General features: G+C 72.5%; 11 protein-coding genes. 7 read left to right on the top strand and 4 right to left on the bottom strand.

Annotation, left to right across the window (positions count from 1 at the left end):
* Positions 1-669, bottom strand: coding sequence for an MOSC domain-containing protein (locus ABVB68_RS10030; RefSeq protein WP_353600541.1), 669 nt, complete (start codon positions 667-669; stop codon positions 1-3).
* A gap of 79 nt (positions 670-748) precedes the next feature.
* On the opposite strand from ABVB68_RS10030, the gene ABVB68_RS10035 reads away from it, so the two are divergent.
* Positions 749-1,657, top strand: a complete 909-nt coding sequence (locus ABVB68_RS10035; RefSeq protein WP_353600542.1) for a LysR family transcriptional regulator — start codon at positions 749-751, stop codon at positions 1,655-1,657.
* Positions 1,658-1,746: 89 nt separating this feature from the next.
* On the opposite strand, the gene ABVB68_RS10040 is transcribed toward ABVB68_RS10035, so the two are convergent.
* Positions 1,747-2,076, bottom strand: a complete 330-nt coding sequence (locus ABVB68_RS10040) for a WhiB family transcriptional regulator (RefSeq protein WP_353600543.1) — start codon at positions 2,074-2,076, stop codon at positions 1,747-1,749.
* A gap of 381 nt (positions 2,077-2,457) precedes the next feature.
* On the opposite strand from ABVB68_RS10040, the gene ABVB68_RS10045 reads away from it, so the two are divergent.
* From ABVB68_RS10045 to ABVB68_RS10060, 4 genes are all read left to right on the top strand, one after another.
* On the top strand, positions 2,458-3,069 hold the full coding sequence (locus tag ABVB68_RS10045) for a response regulator transcription factor (protein ID WP_003948568.1): 612 nt from the start codon (positions 2,458-2,460) through the stop codon (positions 3,067-3,069).
* A 733-nt stretch (positions 3,070-3,802) separates the two neighbouring features.
* A complete protein-coding gene (locus tag ABVB68_RS10050; protein ID WP_353600544.1) occupies positions 3,803-4,390 on the top strand; it encodes a sigma-70 family RNA polymerase sigma factor in 588 nt (195 codons plus the stop codon).
* Positions 4,391-4,622: 232 nt separating this feature from the next.
* Complete coding sequence (gene guaB / locus ABVB68_RS10055; protein ID WP_353600545.1) at positions 4,623-6,131, top strand: IMP dehydrogenase; 1,509 nt, start codon at positions 4,623-4,625, stop codon at positions 6,129-6,131.
* A 114-nt stretch (positions 6,132-6,245) separates the two neighbouring features.
* The gene (locus ABVB68_RS10060; protein ID WP_353600546.1) at positions 6,246-7,370 is read left to right on the top strand and encodes a GuaB3 family IMP dehydrogenase-related protein; all 1,125 of its coding nucleotides are present in this window, start codon (positions 6,246-6,248) and stop codon (positions 7,368-7,370) included.
* An 87-nt stretch (positions 7,371-7,457) separates the two neighbouring features.
* Here ABVB68_RS10060 and ABVB68_RS10065 read toward each other — a convergent pair whose 3' ends face one another.
* A complete protein-coding gene (locus ABVB68_RS10065; protein ID WP_353600547.1) occupies positions 7,458-8,039 on the bottom strand; it encodes a hypothetical protein in 582 nt (193 codons plus the stop codon).
* Positions 8,040-8,222: 183 nt separating this feature from the next.
* The gene (locus ABVB68_RS10070; RefSeq protein ID WP_353600548.1) at positions 8,223-9,431 is read right to left on the bottom strand and encodes a nucleotide sugar dehydrogenase; all 1,209 of its coding nucleotides are present in this window, start codon (positions 9,429-9,431) and stop codon (positions 8,223-8,225) included.
* 282 nt (positions 9,432-9,713) lie between these two features.
* Here ABVB68_RS10070 and ABVB68_RS10075 point away from each other — a divergent pair, with 282 nt between their 5' ends.
* Both ABVB68_RS10075 and ABVB68_RS10080 read left to right on the top strand, forming a co-directional pair.
* The gene (locus ABVB68_RS10075) at positions 9,714-11,423 is read left to right on the top strand and encodes a glycerol-3-phosphate dehydrogenase/oxidase (protein WP_353600549.1); all 1,710 of its coding nucleotides are present in this window, start codon (positions 9,714-9,716) and stop codon (positions 11,421-11,423) included.
* Positions 11,424-11,641: 218 nt separating this feature from the next.
* Entirely contained in the window at positions 11,642-13,729 is a 2,088-nt protein-coding gene (locus ABVB68_RS10080; protein WP_353600550.1) for a serine/threonine-protein kinase, read from the top strand.
* Positions 13,730-13,785: the final 56 nt, after the last annotated feature.

A 13,785-nucleotide genomic window follows, 5' to 3' on the forward strand; every position in this document is an offset into this window, starting at 1 on the left:
TCAGCCGCCGTACCGCGCCGCGTACTCGCGGGCCGCCGCGAGCGTCTCCGGGTGCAGCGCCTCGCCCGCGGCGAGCAGTCGCGGCAGCAGCTCCCGCTCGGTGGTGACGGCACGGAACTGCAGCGCCGCCGTCACCCCGTGCGCCGGCCGGTGCACGATCTCGATCGCGTCGCCCGCGCGGATCTCGCCCGGTGCGAGCACCCGCAGGTAGGCACCGGTCGCGCCCGTCCGGGTGAACCTCTTCACCCATCCCCGCTCGCCCAGATGGCCCTGGAACGTGCGGCACGGAATCCGCCCCGAGGTCACCTCCAGCACCACCTCGGGACCGATCCGCCAGCGCTCGCCGACCAGCGCGCCGGAGACGTCCAGGCCGCCCGTCGTCAGGTTCTCCCCGAAGCAGCCGTCGGCCAGCGACCGGCCCAGTTCGCGCTCCCACTGGTCGAGGTCCTCGCGCGCGAAGGCGTACACCGCCTGGTCGTCGCCGCCGTGGTGCCGCAGGTCGCAGACCGTGTCCCCGGCGAGCCCGCTGCCGGCGCGGCCCTTGGGCCCCGGTGCCGCCACCCGGACCGGTCCGCCGGCCGGCCGCTTGTCGATGCCGGTCAGTCCGTCCGGCTGGTCCGTGTACGGCACCGCCCGCGGGCGTCCCAGGTTGACGGAGAGAAGCTGCATGCCCGAACCGTACGGGAGCCGCCTCAAAGCGTCGAGCGCATATGCGACGCCGTCCCCAAGCGGGCCTTATGCTCGAAGGGTGATCGAGGCCCGTCATCTCCGCGTCCTGCGCGCCGTCGCCACCACCGGCTCCTTCTCGGCGGCGGGGCGCGAGCTGGGCTGCACCCAGCCCGCCGTCAGCCAGCAGATGAAGGCGCTGGAGGCCTCCGTCGGCACCCCGCTGCTGGTCCGCACGGGTCGCGAGATGCGCCTCACCCAGGCCGGTGAGGCCCTGGTCCGGCATGCCTCCGGCATCCTCGCCGGGCTCACCGCCGCCGAGGAGGAGGTCGCGGCCATCGCGGGCCTCAGGGCCGGCCGGGTCCGGCTGGTCTCCTTCCCCAGCGGCAGTTCCGCCCTGGTTCCCACCGCCCTGGCCGCCCTGCGCGCCGCCCATCCGGGCACCCGCGTCTCCCTGGAGGAGGCCGAGCCCCCGAAGTCCGTGGAACTGTTGCGCGAGGGCGACTGCGACCTGGCTCTGGCCTTCCGCTACGAGGGCGCGGCGGTCGCCGAGGACTGGGACGACCTGGTGGTGCGGCCGCTGCTGACGGACCGGCTCGTCGCCCTCGTGCCCGAGCGGCACCGGCTCGCGCGCGCGGAGAGCGTCGCCATCGGCGAGCTGGCCCAGGAGCCCTGGATCGCGGGCTGCCCGCGCTGCCGCGGCCAGCTCGTGCAGGTGTGCGAGGGCGCCGGGTTCGCCCCGCGCATCGACTTCGCGACCGACGACTACCCCGCGGTGGTCGGCCTGGTCGGCGCGGGTCTCGGCGTGGCCGTACTGCCGCAGCTCGCGGTGGAGTCGGTACGGCCGAGGGGTGTGCGGGCGGTACGGCTGGAACCGGCGGTACGGCGGGAGATCGTCGCCCTCACCCTGCCCGACCTGGCGCAGGTGCCGACCGTGGGCGCGACGCTGGAACACCTCGCCAGGGCGGCTCGGGCCGCCGGGCGTTCGTAGGGGAACGGCACAGTCATGGGCACGCGCGGGCGTGCCCATGGGTGGGTGACGGGGTGCACCCGGGGGGCTGTGGGTGCAAAAACGTTCCTTCAGTGGTCCGGGGAGGTACCGCCGCTGGTGGTCGACGCCGACACCAGGCGGTTGCGGGCCCGTCCCATCAACTCCTCACGCTCATCCTCGGTCAAGCCGCCCCATACTCCGTAGGGTTCGCGCACCGCCAGGGCGTGTGCCGCGCACTCCGCACGGACCGGGCACCTCATGCAGACCTCCTTGGCCGAGTTCTCGCGAGCGCTCCGAGCCGCCCCGCGCTCGCCCTCAGGGTGGAAGAAGAGCGAGCTGTCCACACCGCGGCAGGCAGCCAGCAGCTGCCAGTCCCATAGGTCCGCGTTCGGTCCGGGAAGGCGGGAGAAATCTGCCATTACGTGACCCCTTGTAGCCGTTCTGGGCGGATACGGTGCCATCGACCGTACATCTCCGGTCTAAGGAGATGAAAATATGACTCATTGCGAATCTAGCCCCGGACACCGCGAAACGGGAAGAAAAAGGGCTAAATGGGGCATTGGTTGTGATGAAAAGTTGAAAGTCCGGCGGGCATGTCTGCACCGTGTCGAAGCCCTCACGTAGAGTGCCGAAGACGGTACGCAGGCCCGTAACTCTTTCGGGTGACCGTCGTTGAGAGTGCGGAGGCGGTTGAAAACACAAGGGCTCGGGCAGGCGTCCGAGACGGTCGACCGCACAGGTGACGATTCCGTACCAGCCTGGAGGCTCAAGGTGACGCGCATCAGCTGCGGAGGGCGGTCATGACATCCGTCCTCGTCTGCGACGACTCCCCGCTTGCCCGAGAGGCGCTCCGCCGCGCGGTCGCGACCGTGCCCGGCGTCGAGCGCGTGACGACGGCGGCCAACGGCGAGGAAGTCCTCCGCCGCTGGGGCGCCGACCGCTCCGACCTGATCCTGATGGACGTACGCATGCCCGGCCTGGGCGGCGTCGAGACCGTGCGCCGGCTGCTGTCCGCGGATCCGGGCGCCCGCATCATCATGCTCACCGTCGCCGAGGACCTCGACGGTGTGGCACTCGCGGTCGCCGCCGGCGCCCGTGGCTATCTGCACAAGGACGCCTCGCGCGCGGAGCTGCGCGCCACGGTGACGCAGGCGCTCGCCGACCCGACGTGGCGGCTGGCCCCGCGCCGGCTGCGTTCGGCCGAGATGGGCGCCGCGCCCACGCTCACCGCGCGCGAGATCCAGGTCCTGGAGGGCATGAGTCACGGCCGCTCCAACGCCGAGATCGGCCGCGAGCTGTTCCTCTCCGAGGACACCGTGAAGACCCACGCCCGGCGCCTGTTCAAGAAGCTCGGCGCCTCGGACCGGGCCCACGCGGTGGCGCTCGGCTTCCGCTGGGGACTGGTCCGGTAGCTCGTGTGCGGCCCTGCGGGGCAGGCGCGGCCGGACCGCACGGGGCCCCGTCCCCGTGAGCGGCGACGGCCCCGCCCCCCTCGGCGAAGACCGGGCGGCGCGCCAGGGCCCGGACGGCTCGCGGCGCGTGCCCCGCGGACGCGGGGCCGCCCGGTGTCGGTGGCCCTTCGGTGGTGCGCCCGGCCTGCCCAAGGGGACGTGAAGGGCGGGCGGTCGGCAGGTCTTCCGGACCCGTGCGGGACGGGCGCCGCGGTGTGTGGGACCGCGGCGTACGCCCGCACCACCGGGCCGGGTCCGGCCCGGCTCCCGGCGAGGCATGAGTCACTCGGGCGACGGGTGCCTCAGGCGCCCGGGCCCGGCGCGCGCCCCCGTCCGCCCGGACACCGCCGCGGTCACCGCGTCGGCCAAGTTCCGTACGGGGTACCGGTGGAAGCACCGGTGGCGGGGCCGCCCGGCGGGGCCGGGGCGTGTCCGCTCCGGCCGCTCGCGAGCCTGGCGTACGACCTGGCCGGAGGCGTCGGCGGGCGGTACGCAAGGCGACCCGCCGGACGCGCGCTGCTCGTTTCGGCGCGGATGCCGCATCCTTGGAGGTGTGGAGTCTCTCGGGGACGAGTCGGTCGAGCGGAAGGGGAGGGCGCAGGGGATGAGTGCCGGCGCACCTGCTCATAACGCTTCGGTGCACAACCACGAACACGATGCGACGGACCGGACGGCCGCAAGGCACCATGGACCGATGCGCGACGACGAGGCGGGCACGGCCCATGGGGTGATCGGTTCCCTCGTGCACCGCGCCGTCGACGGGGACGAGCAGGCGACGCACGATCTGCTCGCCCGCGTCCATCCGCTGGCGCTGCGCTACTGCCGCACCCGGCTGTCCCGGCTCCCGGGCGACGCGCGCCACTTCGTCGAGGACCTCGCCCAGGAGGTCTGTGTGGCGGTCCTGCTCGCCCTGCCCCGCTATCGCGACACCGGCCGCCCCTTCGAGGCGTTCGTCTTCGCCATCGCCTCCCACAAGGTCGCCGACCTGCAGCGTGCGGCGATGCGCCACCCGGGCTCCACGGCCGTCCCCTCGGACGAGATGCCGGAGCGCCCGGACGACTCCCTCGGACCCGAGGAACGCGCCCTGCTCAGCAGTGACGCCGAGTGGGCCAAGAAGCTGCTGGCCAACCTTCCCGAGAACCAGCGCGAGCTGCTCCTGCTGCGCATCGCCGTGGGCTTGACGGCGGAGGAGACGGGGCAGATGTTGGGAATGTCACCCGGGGCGGTCCGGGTCGCCCAGCATCGGGCGCTCAGCCGCCTGCGCGCCCTCGCCGAGCAGTAGCCGAGCCGCGTCCCGCCGTGGCGGCGCTCGGCCGCGACGGCGCAGACCGGCGGCGGCACACCCGTCCCGACTCGCCCCGGCGCCCGCGGCGCCGCTCCCGGATGAACGGGGGCGCCCCCGGTTCCGTACGAACGTACGAAGCCTGAAGTCGACCGCCACCGTGGAATTTGCTGACGACGCTTCCCGTTAGCATGGACATCCGCACCGATCAAGGCCATTTGGGGAAGGTGTCATGACTGCCAACGTCGACGGAGTGCCCGGAAAATTCGCGACACTCGGGCTGACCTACGACGACGTGCTGCTGCTGCCGGGCCCGTCGGACATGGCTCCCGACGAGATCGACACCGCCTCGTACGTCTCCAAGAACGTGCGGGTCAACATCCCGCTGCTGTCCGCCGCCATGGACAAGGTGACCGAGTCCCGCATGGCGATCGCGATGGCCCGCCAGGGCGGCGTCGGCGTCCTGCACCGCAACCTCTCCATCGAGGACCAGGCCAACCAGGTCGACCTGGTGAAGCGCTCCGAGTCCGGCATGGTCGCCGACCCGATCACCATCCACCCGGAGGCCACGCTCGCCGAGGCGGACGCGCTGTGCGCGAAGTTCCGCATCAGCGGTGTCCCGGTGACCGACGGCGACAAGCGGCTCCTGGGCATCGTCACCAACCGCGACATGGCGTTCGAGAGCGACCGCAGCCGCCGCGTGCACGAGGTCATGACCCCGATGCCGCTGGTCACCGGCAAGGTCGGCATCTCCGGCCCGGAGGCCATGGAGCTGCTGCGCAAGCACAAGATCGAGAAGCTTCCGCTGGTCGACGACGAGGGCACCCTCAAGGGCCTGATCACCGTCAAGGACTTCGTCAAGGCGGAGAAGTACCCGAACGCGGCCAAGGACGCCGAGGGCCGTCTGCTGGTCGGCGCGGCGGTCGGTGTGGCCGGTGACGCCTTCGAGCGCGCCCAGGCCCTGATCGAGGCCGGTGCCGACTTCATCGTCGTGGACACCGCCCACGGCCACTCCCGCCTGGTCGGCGACATGATCGCCAAGATCAAGTCGAACTCCTCCGGCGCCGACGTCATCGGCGGCAACATCGCCACCCGCGACGGCGCCCAGGCCCTGGTCGACGCGGGCGCGGACGGCATCAAGGTGGGCGTCGGACCCGGCTCCATCTGCACCACCCGCGTGGTCGCCGGCGTCGGCGTCCCGCAGGTCACCGCCATCTACGAGGCCGCGCTGGCCGCCAAGGAAGCCGGTGTCCCGGTGATCGGCGACGGCGGTCTGCAGTACTCCGGCGACATCGCCAAGGCCCTGGTCGCCGGCGCCGACACGGTGATGCTCGGCTCGCTGCTCGCGGGTTGCGAGGAGTCCCCGGGCGAGCTGCTGTTCATCAACGGCAAGCAGTTCAAGTCGTACCGCGGCATGGGCTCCCTCGGTGCCATGCAGACCCGCGGCGAGCGCAGGTCGTTCTCCAAGGACCGCTACTTCCAGGAGGGCGTCGCCTCCGACGAGCAGCTGATCCCCGAGGGCATCGAGGGCCAGGTGCCCTACCGCGGCCCGCTGTCCTCCGTGGTCCACCAGCTGGTCGGCGGTCTGCGTCAGTCGATGTTCTACGTCGGCGGCCGGACGGTGCCCGACCTGCAGGCCGGCGGCCGCTTCGTGCGGATCACCTCGGCGGGCCTGAAGGAGAGCCACCCGCACGACATCCAGATGACGGTCGAGGCGCCGAACTACAGCAGCAAGAAGTGACGCACGCGCACGCGTGACGGCCCCGTACGGCGGCTCCGGACCTCCGGGGCCGCCGTCGCCGTGCGGGTCGGGGATACTGGAAGGTGCTGAAACGCATCAGGGAAAGGCCAAGACGTGACTGAGATCGAGATCGGGCGCGGCAAGCGCGGCCGCCGGGCGTACGCCTTCGACGACATCGCCGTCGTCCCCAGCCGCCGTACGCGGGACCCGAAGGAGGTCTCGATCGCCTGGCAGATCGACGCCTACCGCTTCGAGCTGCCGTTCCTGGCCGCTCCCATGGACTCGGTGGTCTCCCCGGCCACCGCCATCCGCATCGGTGAACTGGGCGGTCTCGGGGTGCTCAACCTCGAGGGCCTGTGGACGCGCTACGAGGACCCGCAGCCGCTGCTGGACGAGATCGCCGAACTGCCCGCCGAGCGGGCCACCCGCCGCCTGCAGGAGATCTACGCGGCGCCCATCAAGGAAGAGCTGATCGGGGCCCGCATCAAGGAGGTGCGCGACTCCGGTGTGGTCACGGCGGCCGCGCTCTCCCCGCAGCGCACCGCCCAGTTCTCCAAGGCGGTCGTGGACGCGGGCGTGGACATCTTCGTCATCCGCGGTACGACGGTCTCGGCGGAGCACGTGTCCTCCTCTCACGAGCCGCTGAACCTCAAGCAGTTCATCTACGAGCTGGACGTCCCGGTGATCGTCGGCGGCTGCGCCACCTACACCGCGGCCCTGCACCTGATGCGCACCGGCGCGGCCGGCGTCCTGGTCGGCTTCGGCGGTGGCGCCGCGCACACCACGCGCAACGTGCTCGGCATCCAGGTCCCGATGGCCACGGCCGTCGCCGACGTGGCCGCGGCCCGCCGTGACTACATGGACGAGTCCGGCGGCCGGTACGTGCACGTGATCGCCGACGGCGGTGTCGGCTGGTCCGGCGACCTGCCGAAGGCGATCGCCTGCGGCGCCGACGCGGTGATGATCGGCTCCCCGCTGGCCCGTGCCACGGACGTGCCCGGCAAGGGCCACCACTGGGGCATGGAGGCGGTCAACGAGGAGCTGCCCCGCGGCAAGAAGGTCGACCTCGGCACGGTCGGCACCATCGAGGAGGTCCTCGCCGGCCCCTCCCACACCCCCGACGGCTCCATGAACTTCTTCGGTGCCCTGCGCCGCGCCATGGCCACGACCGGCTACAGCGAGCTGAAGGAGTTCCAGCGGGTCGAGGTGACGGTCGCGGACAGCCAGCACCGGCGCTGACCCGCACGCACGCGAAGGGCCCGGCCACCGATGCGGTGGCCGGGCCCTTTCCCGTGCGCGGGCGCCGTCGCCGGCGCCGGGCCGTCGCTACCGGGCGGCCTTCTTGGCGCCGGAGAACGCGGCGAAGGCGGCGATGGCGAAGAAGAGGAAGGTGAGCGGGTCGGCGTCTTCCTTCCAGACCTTCTGGACCACGTCGAAGTGCTGGAAGAACAGCTCCCCGAAGCCGATGTGCAGCTGGTCCGCGCCGATCATGGCCGTGCCGATCAGCTGACCGAGGTAGACCGAGCCGAGCGCGAGGATGGCGCCGACGACCGGCAGGACCGGGTTGCGGCCGCCCGCCTTGCCCGCGGCGAGACCGATGACGAAGCCGACGCCGACCGCCGCCCAGCCGATCTCGTGCTTCGTCGCGCCGATGACGAGGCCGTACAGGCCGCCGACGACCACGGCCGCGGCGAGGGCGGCGACCAGACCCAGGACGACGTTGTCACGGCTCGGAGCCGGCGGCCCCGACGGCGCGAACGCGCCCGGCTGCGGCGGGTACGCGGTGCCCGGCTGGGGCGGGTACGCGCCGGCCGGGGCGTCCGGCACCCCGGCCGGCGCCTGCTGGGCGTACGGGTTGCCGTCGACCGGACCGGACTGCGGCTGCGGTGGCGGAGCTGACTGGCTCATGACAGAAATCCCCCCGAGATGGAGCATGGCTGATGGGAACGGAAGACCGGCACGCACACGTGTGCGGCAAGTCCGGGGGAGACTAACAGCCGGGAACGACAGCGCTCCGGCTGTTTTCCGCCCGTGAGCGCTTTCCGTATGCGACCGTTCCCTGTTCGTGACCGATTCCCGCCCCTGGCCGGATCAGAGCCGGTGCGCCGCCCCCGACGGGGTGGCGCCGCGGGTGTCCAGCAGCAGCTGGGCCTTCACCGACAGGCCCTGCAGGTCGTAGGTGCGGTGCTGCTGGAGCAGGATCGTCAGGTCGGCGTCGGCCGCCGCCTCGTAGAAGGAGTCGGCGCGCGGGACCGGGCGGTCCAGGACGTTCCAGGCCGGCACATACGGGTCGTGGTAGCTCACGGACGCGCCCAGTTCCATCAGCCGGACCGCGATCTCCTGCGCGGGCGTGCCCTGCTGGTCGGCGAGGTCGGCCTTGTACGTGACGCCGAGCAGCAGGATGCGGGCGCCGCGGGCGGACTTGCCGTGCTCGTTCAGGAGCGTGGCGGCGCGCTGGACGACGTAGCGGGGCATGCGGGTGTTGACCTGCTGGGCCAGCTCCACCATGCGCAGCGTGCGGGTGGCGTGCCCGGTCAGGTCCTGCGGGACGGCGTGGCCGCCGACGCCCGGGCCCGGCCGGAACGCCTGGAAGCCGAACGGCTTGGTCTCCGCGCAGCGGATGACGTCCCACAGGTCGACGCCCAGCTCGTGGCAGAGCACGGCCATCTCGTTGACGAGCGCGATGTTCACGTGCCGGAAGTTGGTCTCCAGCAGCCGCACGGTCTCCGCCTCGCGCAGCCCGCGCGCGCGTACCACCTTGTCGGTGAGCCGGCCGTAGAAGGCGGCCGCCGACTCGGTGCACGCGGGCGTCAGTCCGCCGATGACCTTGGGCGTGCTGGCCGGGGTGTGGTCGCGGTTGCCGGGGTCGACGCGGCTGGGGGAGTAGGCGAGGTGGAAGTCGCGGCCGGCGCGCAGCCCCGAGCCCTTCTCCAGCAGGGGGCGCAGGAAGTCCTCCGTGGTCCCGGGCAGCACGGGGGACTCCAGGATCACCGTGGTGTGCGGGCGGAGCCGCTCGGCCAGGGTGCGTGCGGCCGCCTCCACCTGGCTCAGGTCGAGGCCGCCGTCGGCACCGCGCGGGGTCGGCGCGCAGATCACGGCGGTGCGCACCCGGCCGAGCTGGGCCGGGTCGGTGGCGGGACGGAAGCCCGCGGAGTGCATCCGGCGCAACTCGGCCGGGCTGAGCGAGCCCGCCTCCGGGCCGGTGGCGTAGCCGACGGTGTGGATGCCTGCCGCGACGGCGGCCTGGGCCAGCGGCAGGCCGTAGGGGCCGAGTCCGATGACGGCGAGGTCTGAGGGCATGCGTGGGCCGTCCTTCCCAATAGCCGAAGCGGGACAGGTGCGCAACCGCTGTGCACAGGACGAGCGAGTGCGATGTCAGACTAGGTACAAATATGACCGTTACGTGTGATTGTGTTCGTGTGTCTTCCGAGGGTTGTGCGCAAGTTGTCCACAGGCTGGGAGGGCCGTGGTGGCTGAAGCCGGGCAACGCCGTCAGAATTTGGGCATGAGGAGGAGATGAACCGGGCTTCGCCCACCGGGTGCGGCCGACGCGAGCGGGTTCTGCGACAGCGGGAGGCAGCGGTGAGGACAGCGACTCTGGGCCCGGCGCAGCGCGCCGAGGCACTGGCGGCGATGGCGGAGCACGAGCTGGACGTGCTGGTGGTCGGCGGAGGAGTGGTCGGCGCCGGCACCGCGCTGGACGCGGTCACCCGCGGCCTGTCCACCGGTCTGGTCGAGGCCCGCGACTGGGCGTCCGGCACCTCGAGCCGGTCCAGCAAACTGATCCACGGTGGCCTGCGCTATCTGGAGATGCTCGACTTCGCGCTGGTCCGCGAGGCCCTCAAGGAGCGCGGCCTGCTCCTGGAGCGGCTCGCCCCGCACCTGGTCAAGCCGGTGCCGTTCCTGTACCCGCTGCAGCACAAGGGCTGGGAGCGGCTGTACGCCGGCGCGGGCGTCGCGCTGTACGACGCGATGTCCATGGCCCCCGGCCACGGCCGGGGCCTGCCCATGCACCGGCACCTGACCCGCCGTCAGGCCCTGCGCGTGGCACCCTGCCTGAAGAAGGACGCCCTCGTCGGCGCCCTGCAGTACTACGACGCCGAGGTGGACGACGCCCGCTTCGTCGCCAACCTGGTGCGCACGGCCGCGTCCTACGGCGCGCAGGTGGCCAACCGCGCCCGCGTGACCGGGTTCCTGCGCGAGGGCGAGCGGGTCGTCGGCGCCCGGGTGGCGGACGTGGAGGGCGGCGGGGAGTACGAGATCCGGGCCCAGCAGATAGTCAACGCCACCGGTGTGTGGACCGACGACACGCAGGCCATGGTGGGCGAGCGCGGCCAGTTCCACGTCCGCGCCTCCAAGGGCGTCCACCTGGTCGTGCCCAAGGACCGCATCCACTCCGCCACCGGCCTGATCCTGCGCACCGAGAAGTCCGTCCTCTTCGTCATCCCCTGGGGCCGGCACTGGATCGTGGGCACCACCGACACCGAGTGGGACCTGGACAAGGCCCACCCGGCCGCCTCCAGCGCCGACATCGACTACCTGCTGGAGCACGTCAACTCGGTGCTCACCGTGCCGCTCGGCCGGGACGACGTCCAGGGGGTCTACGCGGGCCTTCGGCCGCTGCTGGCCGGCGAGTCCGACGCCACCAGCAAGCTGTCGCGCGAGCACACGGTCGCCCATCCCGCGCCGGGACTGGTGGTAGTGGCGGGCGGCAAGTACACGACCTACCGGGTGATGGCGAAGGACGCCGTCGACGAGGCGGTGCACGGCCTCGACCGGCGCGTCGCCGACTGCGTGACGGAGGAGACCCCGCTGCTGGGCGCCGAGGGCTACCTGGCGCTGTGGAACGCGCGAGCGCGGATCGCCGCCGACACCGGACTGCACGTGGTCCGCGTGGAACACCTGCTGAACCGCTACGGCTCGATGGCCCAGGAGGTCCTGGACCTCATCGCCGCCGACCCGTCCCTGGGCGAGCCGCTGCACGCCGCCGACGACTACCTGCGGGCGGAGGTGGTCTACGCCGCCTCCCACGAGGGTGCCCGGCATCTGGACGACGTCCTCACCCGCCGTACCCGCATCTCCATCGAGACCTTCGACCGGGGCACGCGCAGCGCCCGCGAGGCGGCCGAGCTGATGGCGCCGGTCCTCGGCTGGGACAAGGACCAGATAGAGCGCGAGATCGAGCACTACGACAAGCGGGTGGAGGCCGAGCGGGAGTCCCAGCGCCAGCCGGACGACCAGACGGCCGACGCGGCACGGCTGGGGGCGCCGGACATCGTGCCGCTCACCTGACCGACTGGGATCCGGTCGCGGGGGTACCCGTCCCGGGTCGGGTGAAGCGCGGGGTTAGGGGGCTCACGGACCGTCATCCCGGTGAGTGGAACGCCTGTTTCGAGGGGGGCTCGCGGTGCCCGGAGGCCGGGCTGCGGCCTCGGGCACCCTGGGCGTCGGGCACTTGTCGGGTGAGAGACAATGGAGGCTCTGTCAGGGCGGGTTGTATGAGGGGACGCATGTCGGAGGCGGAGCGGGCGGGAACATCCCGTCAGGAGACTCGTCAGGGCACGAACGAGCGGCGCCTCCTCGCCGGGCGGTACCGGCTGGGGGACGTGCTGGGCCGCGGAGGCATGGGCACGGTCTGGCGGGCCGAGGACGAGACCCTGGGCCGGACGGTGGCCGTCAAGGAGCTGCGGTTCCCGTCGAACATCGACGAGGAGGAGAAGCGGCGCCTGATCACGCGCACCCTGCGCGAGGCCAAGGCGATCGCCCGGATCCGCAACAACAGCGCGGTGACGGTCTTCGACGTGGTCGACGAGGACGACCGGCCGTGGATCGTCATGGAGTTGGTGGAGGGCAAGTCCCTCGCCGAGGTCATCCGCGAGGACGGGGTGCTGACGCCCAGGCGCGCCGCCGAGGTCGGGCTCGCCGTCCTCGACGTGCTGCGCTCGGCGCACCGTGAGGGCATCCTGCACCGGGACGTCAAGCCGTCCAACGTGCTCATCGCCGAGGACGGCCGGGTCGTGCTCACCGACTTCGGCATCGCCCAGGTCGAGGGCGACCCGTCCATCACCTCCACCGGCATGCTCGTCGGCGCCCCTTCCTACATCTCGCCCGAGCGCGCCCGCGGCCACAAGCCGGGTCCGGCGGCCGACCTGTGGTCGCTCGGCGGCCTGCTGTACGCGGCGGTCGAGGGTGCGCCCCCCTACGACAAGGGCTCGGCGATCGCCACGCTCACCGCGGTGATGACCGAACCCCTGGAGGAGCCCAAGAACGCGGGCCCGCTGCGGGACGTCATCCACGGGCTGCTCACCAAGGACGCGGCGAAGCGGCTCGACGACGCCGGGGCCCGCACCATGCTCAACGCGGTGCTGCACGCCCCGGATCCGGAGCCGATGGACGCCACGCGCGTGGTCCCGCTGCCGGCCCAGCCCGGTCCGGCCGAGGGCAGGCGAGGCGAGGAGGCCGCGGAGAAGCTGCGCGGCGCGCTGCGTTCGGTGCGCAAGGCGGCGGGCGTGGCCGGCGCCGCGGCCGCGGCACGGGCGAAGAGCGGAAGCGACACGGCCGCGCCGGGCACCGGTGGCGCGGCGGCCACGGGCGGCACGGCCGCCTCCGGAACGCGGTCGACCTCCTCCGGCACGCGGTCGACCTCCTCCGGCACGCCGGGGACGGGATCCGCCGGAATACCGGCGGGTCCGGCCGCGGGCGCCGCAGCCGGTTCGGACAGCGGCCCGAACGCCGGCCCCAACGCCGGTGCGGGCACCTCGAATTCGGGCTGGCCCGTGGTGCCGCCGCCGGATCTCGACCTGCGCCCGCGGCCGGCGCCGAGAGCGCCGCTGACCGACGTGGTGCCCAAGCGGACACTGGTGATCATCGCCGTGGCGGCCGCGCTCGCGATCGTCGGCACGGTGCTGGCCCTCACGCTCGGCGGCGACGACGGCACGGCCGGCAAGGGCGACGGGGCCGGCCCCGCGGCCAGTGCCCACGCGTCCACCAAGGAGGACAAGGGCACCGGCGGGACGGGCGGCAAGGACGGCGGCGCGCGGACGGACGGGCCCGGCTCGGCCACCGCGAGCAGCGGTTCGGGGTCGGACAAGTCGAGCGGTGCGAGCACGAGCGCGTCCGCCGGCGCATCCGGATCGTCGGACGCGTCCGGGAAGGGCGGCAGCGCGCCGGTCTCCTCGACCCACAGGAGCGGCCAGGGCTACTCCATCGGGCTGCCCGCCGGATGGTCGTACACGTCCTCCGGTCGCGCCGGTGACCGCTACACGGGGCCCGACGGGCAGCGGCTGCTCGTCGGGTGGACCGGGTCGCCCAAGGACGACCCGGTGGCGGACTGGAAGAACCAGGAACACGCCATGGTCCGCCCCCAGTACCGGAAGATCCGTATAGAGAAGGTGGACTACCGCGGCTGGAACACGGCCGACTGGGAGTTCACCTACGTCGACGGCGGCACCCAGTACCGCAGCATCGACCGGGGGTTCGTGGTGAACAGCCATCAAGGTTACGGGCTGATGTACACCGCGAAGGCCGCGAAGTGGGACAGCGGGCTGCGCGAGGACACCTGGAAGACGCTGACGTCGTCCTTCAAGCCCAAGGCATAGGCGGACGGCACCGGTTCGCCGCGTGAGAATCCGTCATCCACTCAATGCGGGTTGCC

This window comes from Streptomyces sp. NPDC096012 (genome assembly GCF_040426375.1).
Classification (GTDB): domain Bacteria; phylum Actinomycetota; class Actinomycetes; order Streptomycetales; family Streptomycetaceae; genus Streptomyces.

Coding starts and splice junctions, on each gene's coding strand:
- ABVB68_RS10050 (WP_353600544.1), top strand. CDS start 3,803: ATGCGCGACGACGAGGCGGGCACGGCCCATGGGGTGATCGGTTCCCTC.
- ABVB68_RS10045 (WP_003948568.1), top strand. CDS start 2,458: ATGACATCCGTCCTCGTCTGCGACGACTCCCCGCTTGCCCGAGAGGCG.
- ABVB68_RS10030 (WP_353600541.1), bottom strand. CDS start 669: ATGCAGCTTCTCTCCGTCAACCTGGGACGCCCGCGGGCGGTGCCGTAC.
- guaB (WP_353600545.1), top strand. CDS start 4,623: ATGACTGCCAACGTCGACGGAGTGCCCGGAAAATTCGCGACACTCGGG.
- ABVB68_RS10070 (WP_353600548.1), bottom strand. CDS start 9,431: ATGCCCTCAGACCTCGCCGTCATCGGACTCGGCCCCTACGGCCTGCCG.
- ABVB68_RS10065 (WP_353600547.1), bottom strand. CDS start 8,039: ATGAGCCAGTCAGCTCCGCCACCGCAGCCGCAGTCCGGTCCGGTCGAC.
- ABVB68_RS10040 (WP_353600543.1), bottom strand. CDS start 2,076: ATGGCAGATTTCTCCCGCCTTCCCGGACCGAACGCGGACCTATGGGAC.
- ABVB68_RS10080 (WP_353600550.1), top strand. CDS start 11,642: ATGTCGGAGGCGGAGCGGGCGGGAACATCCCGTCAGGAGACTCGTCAG.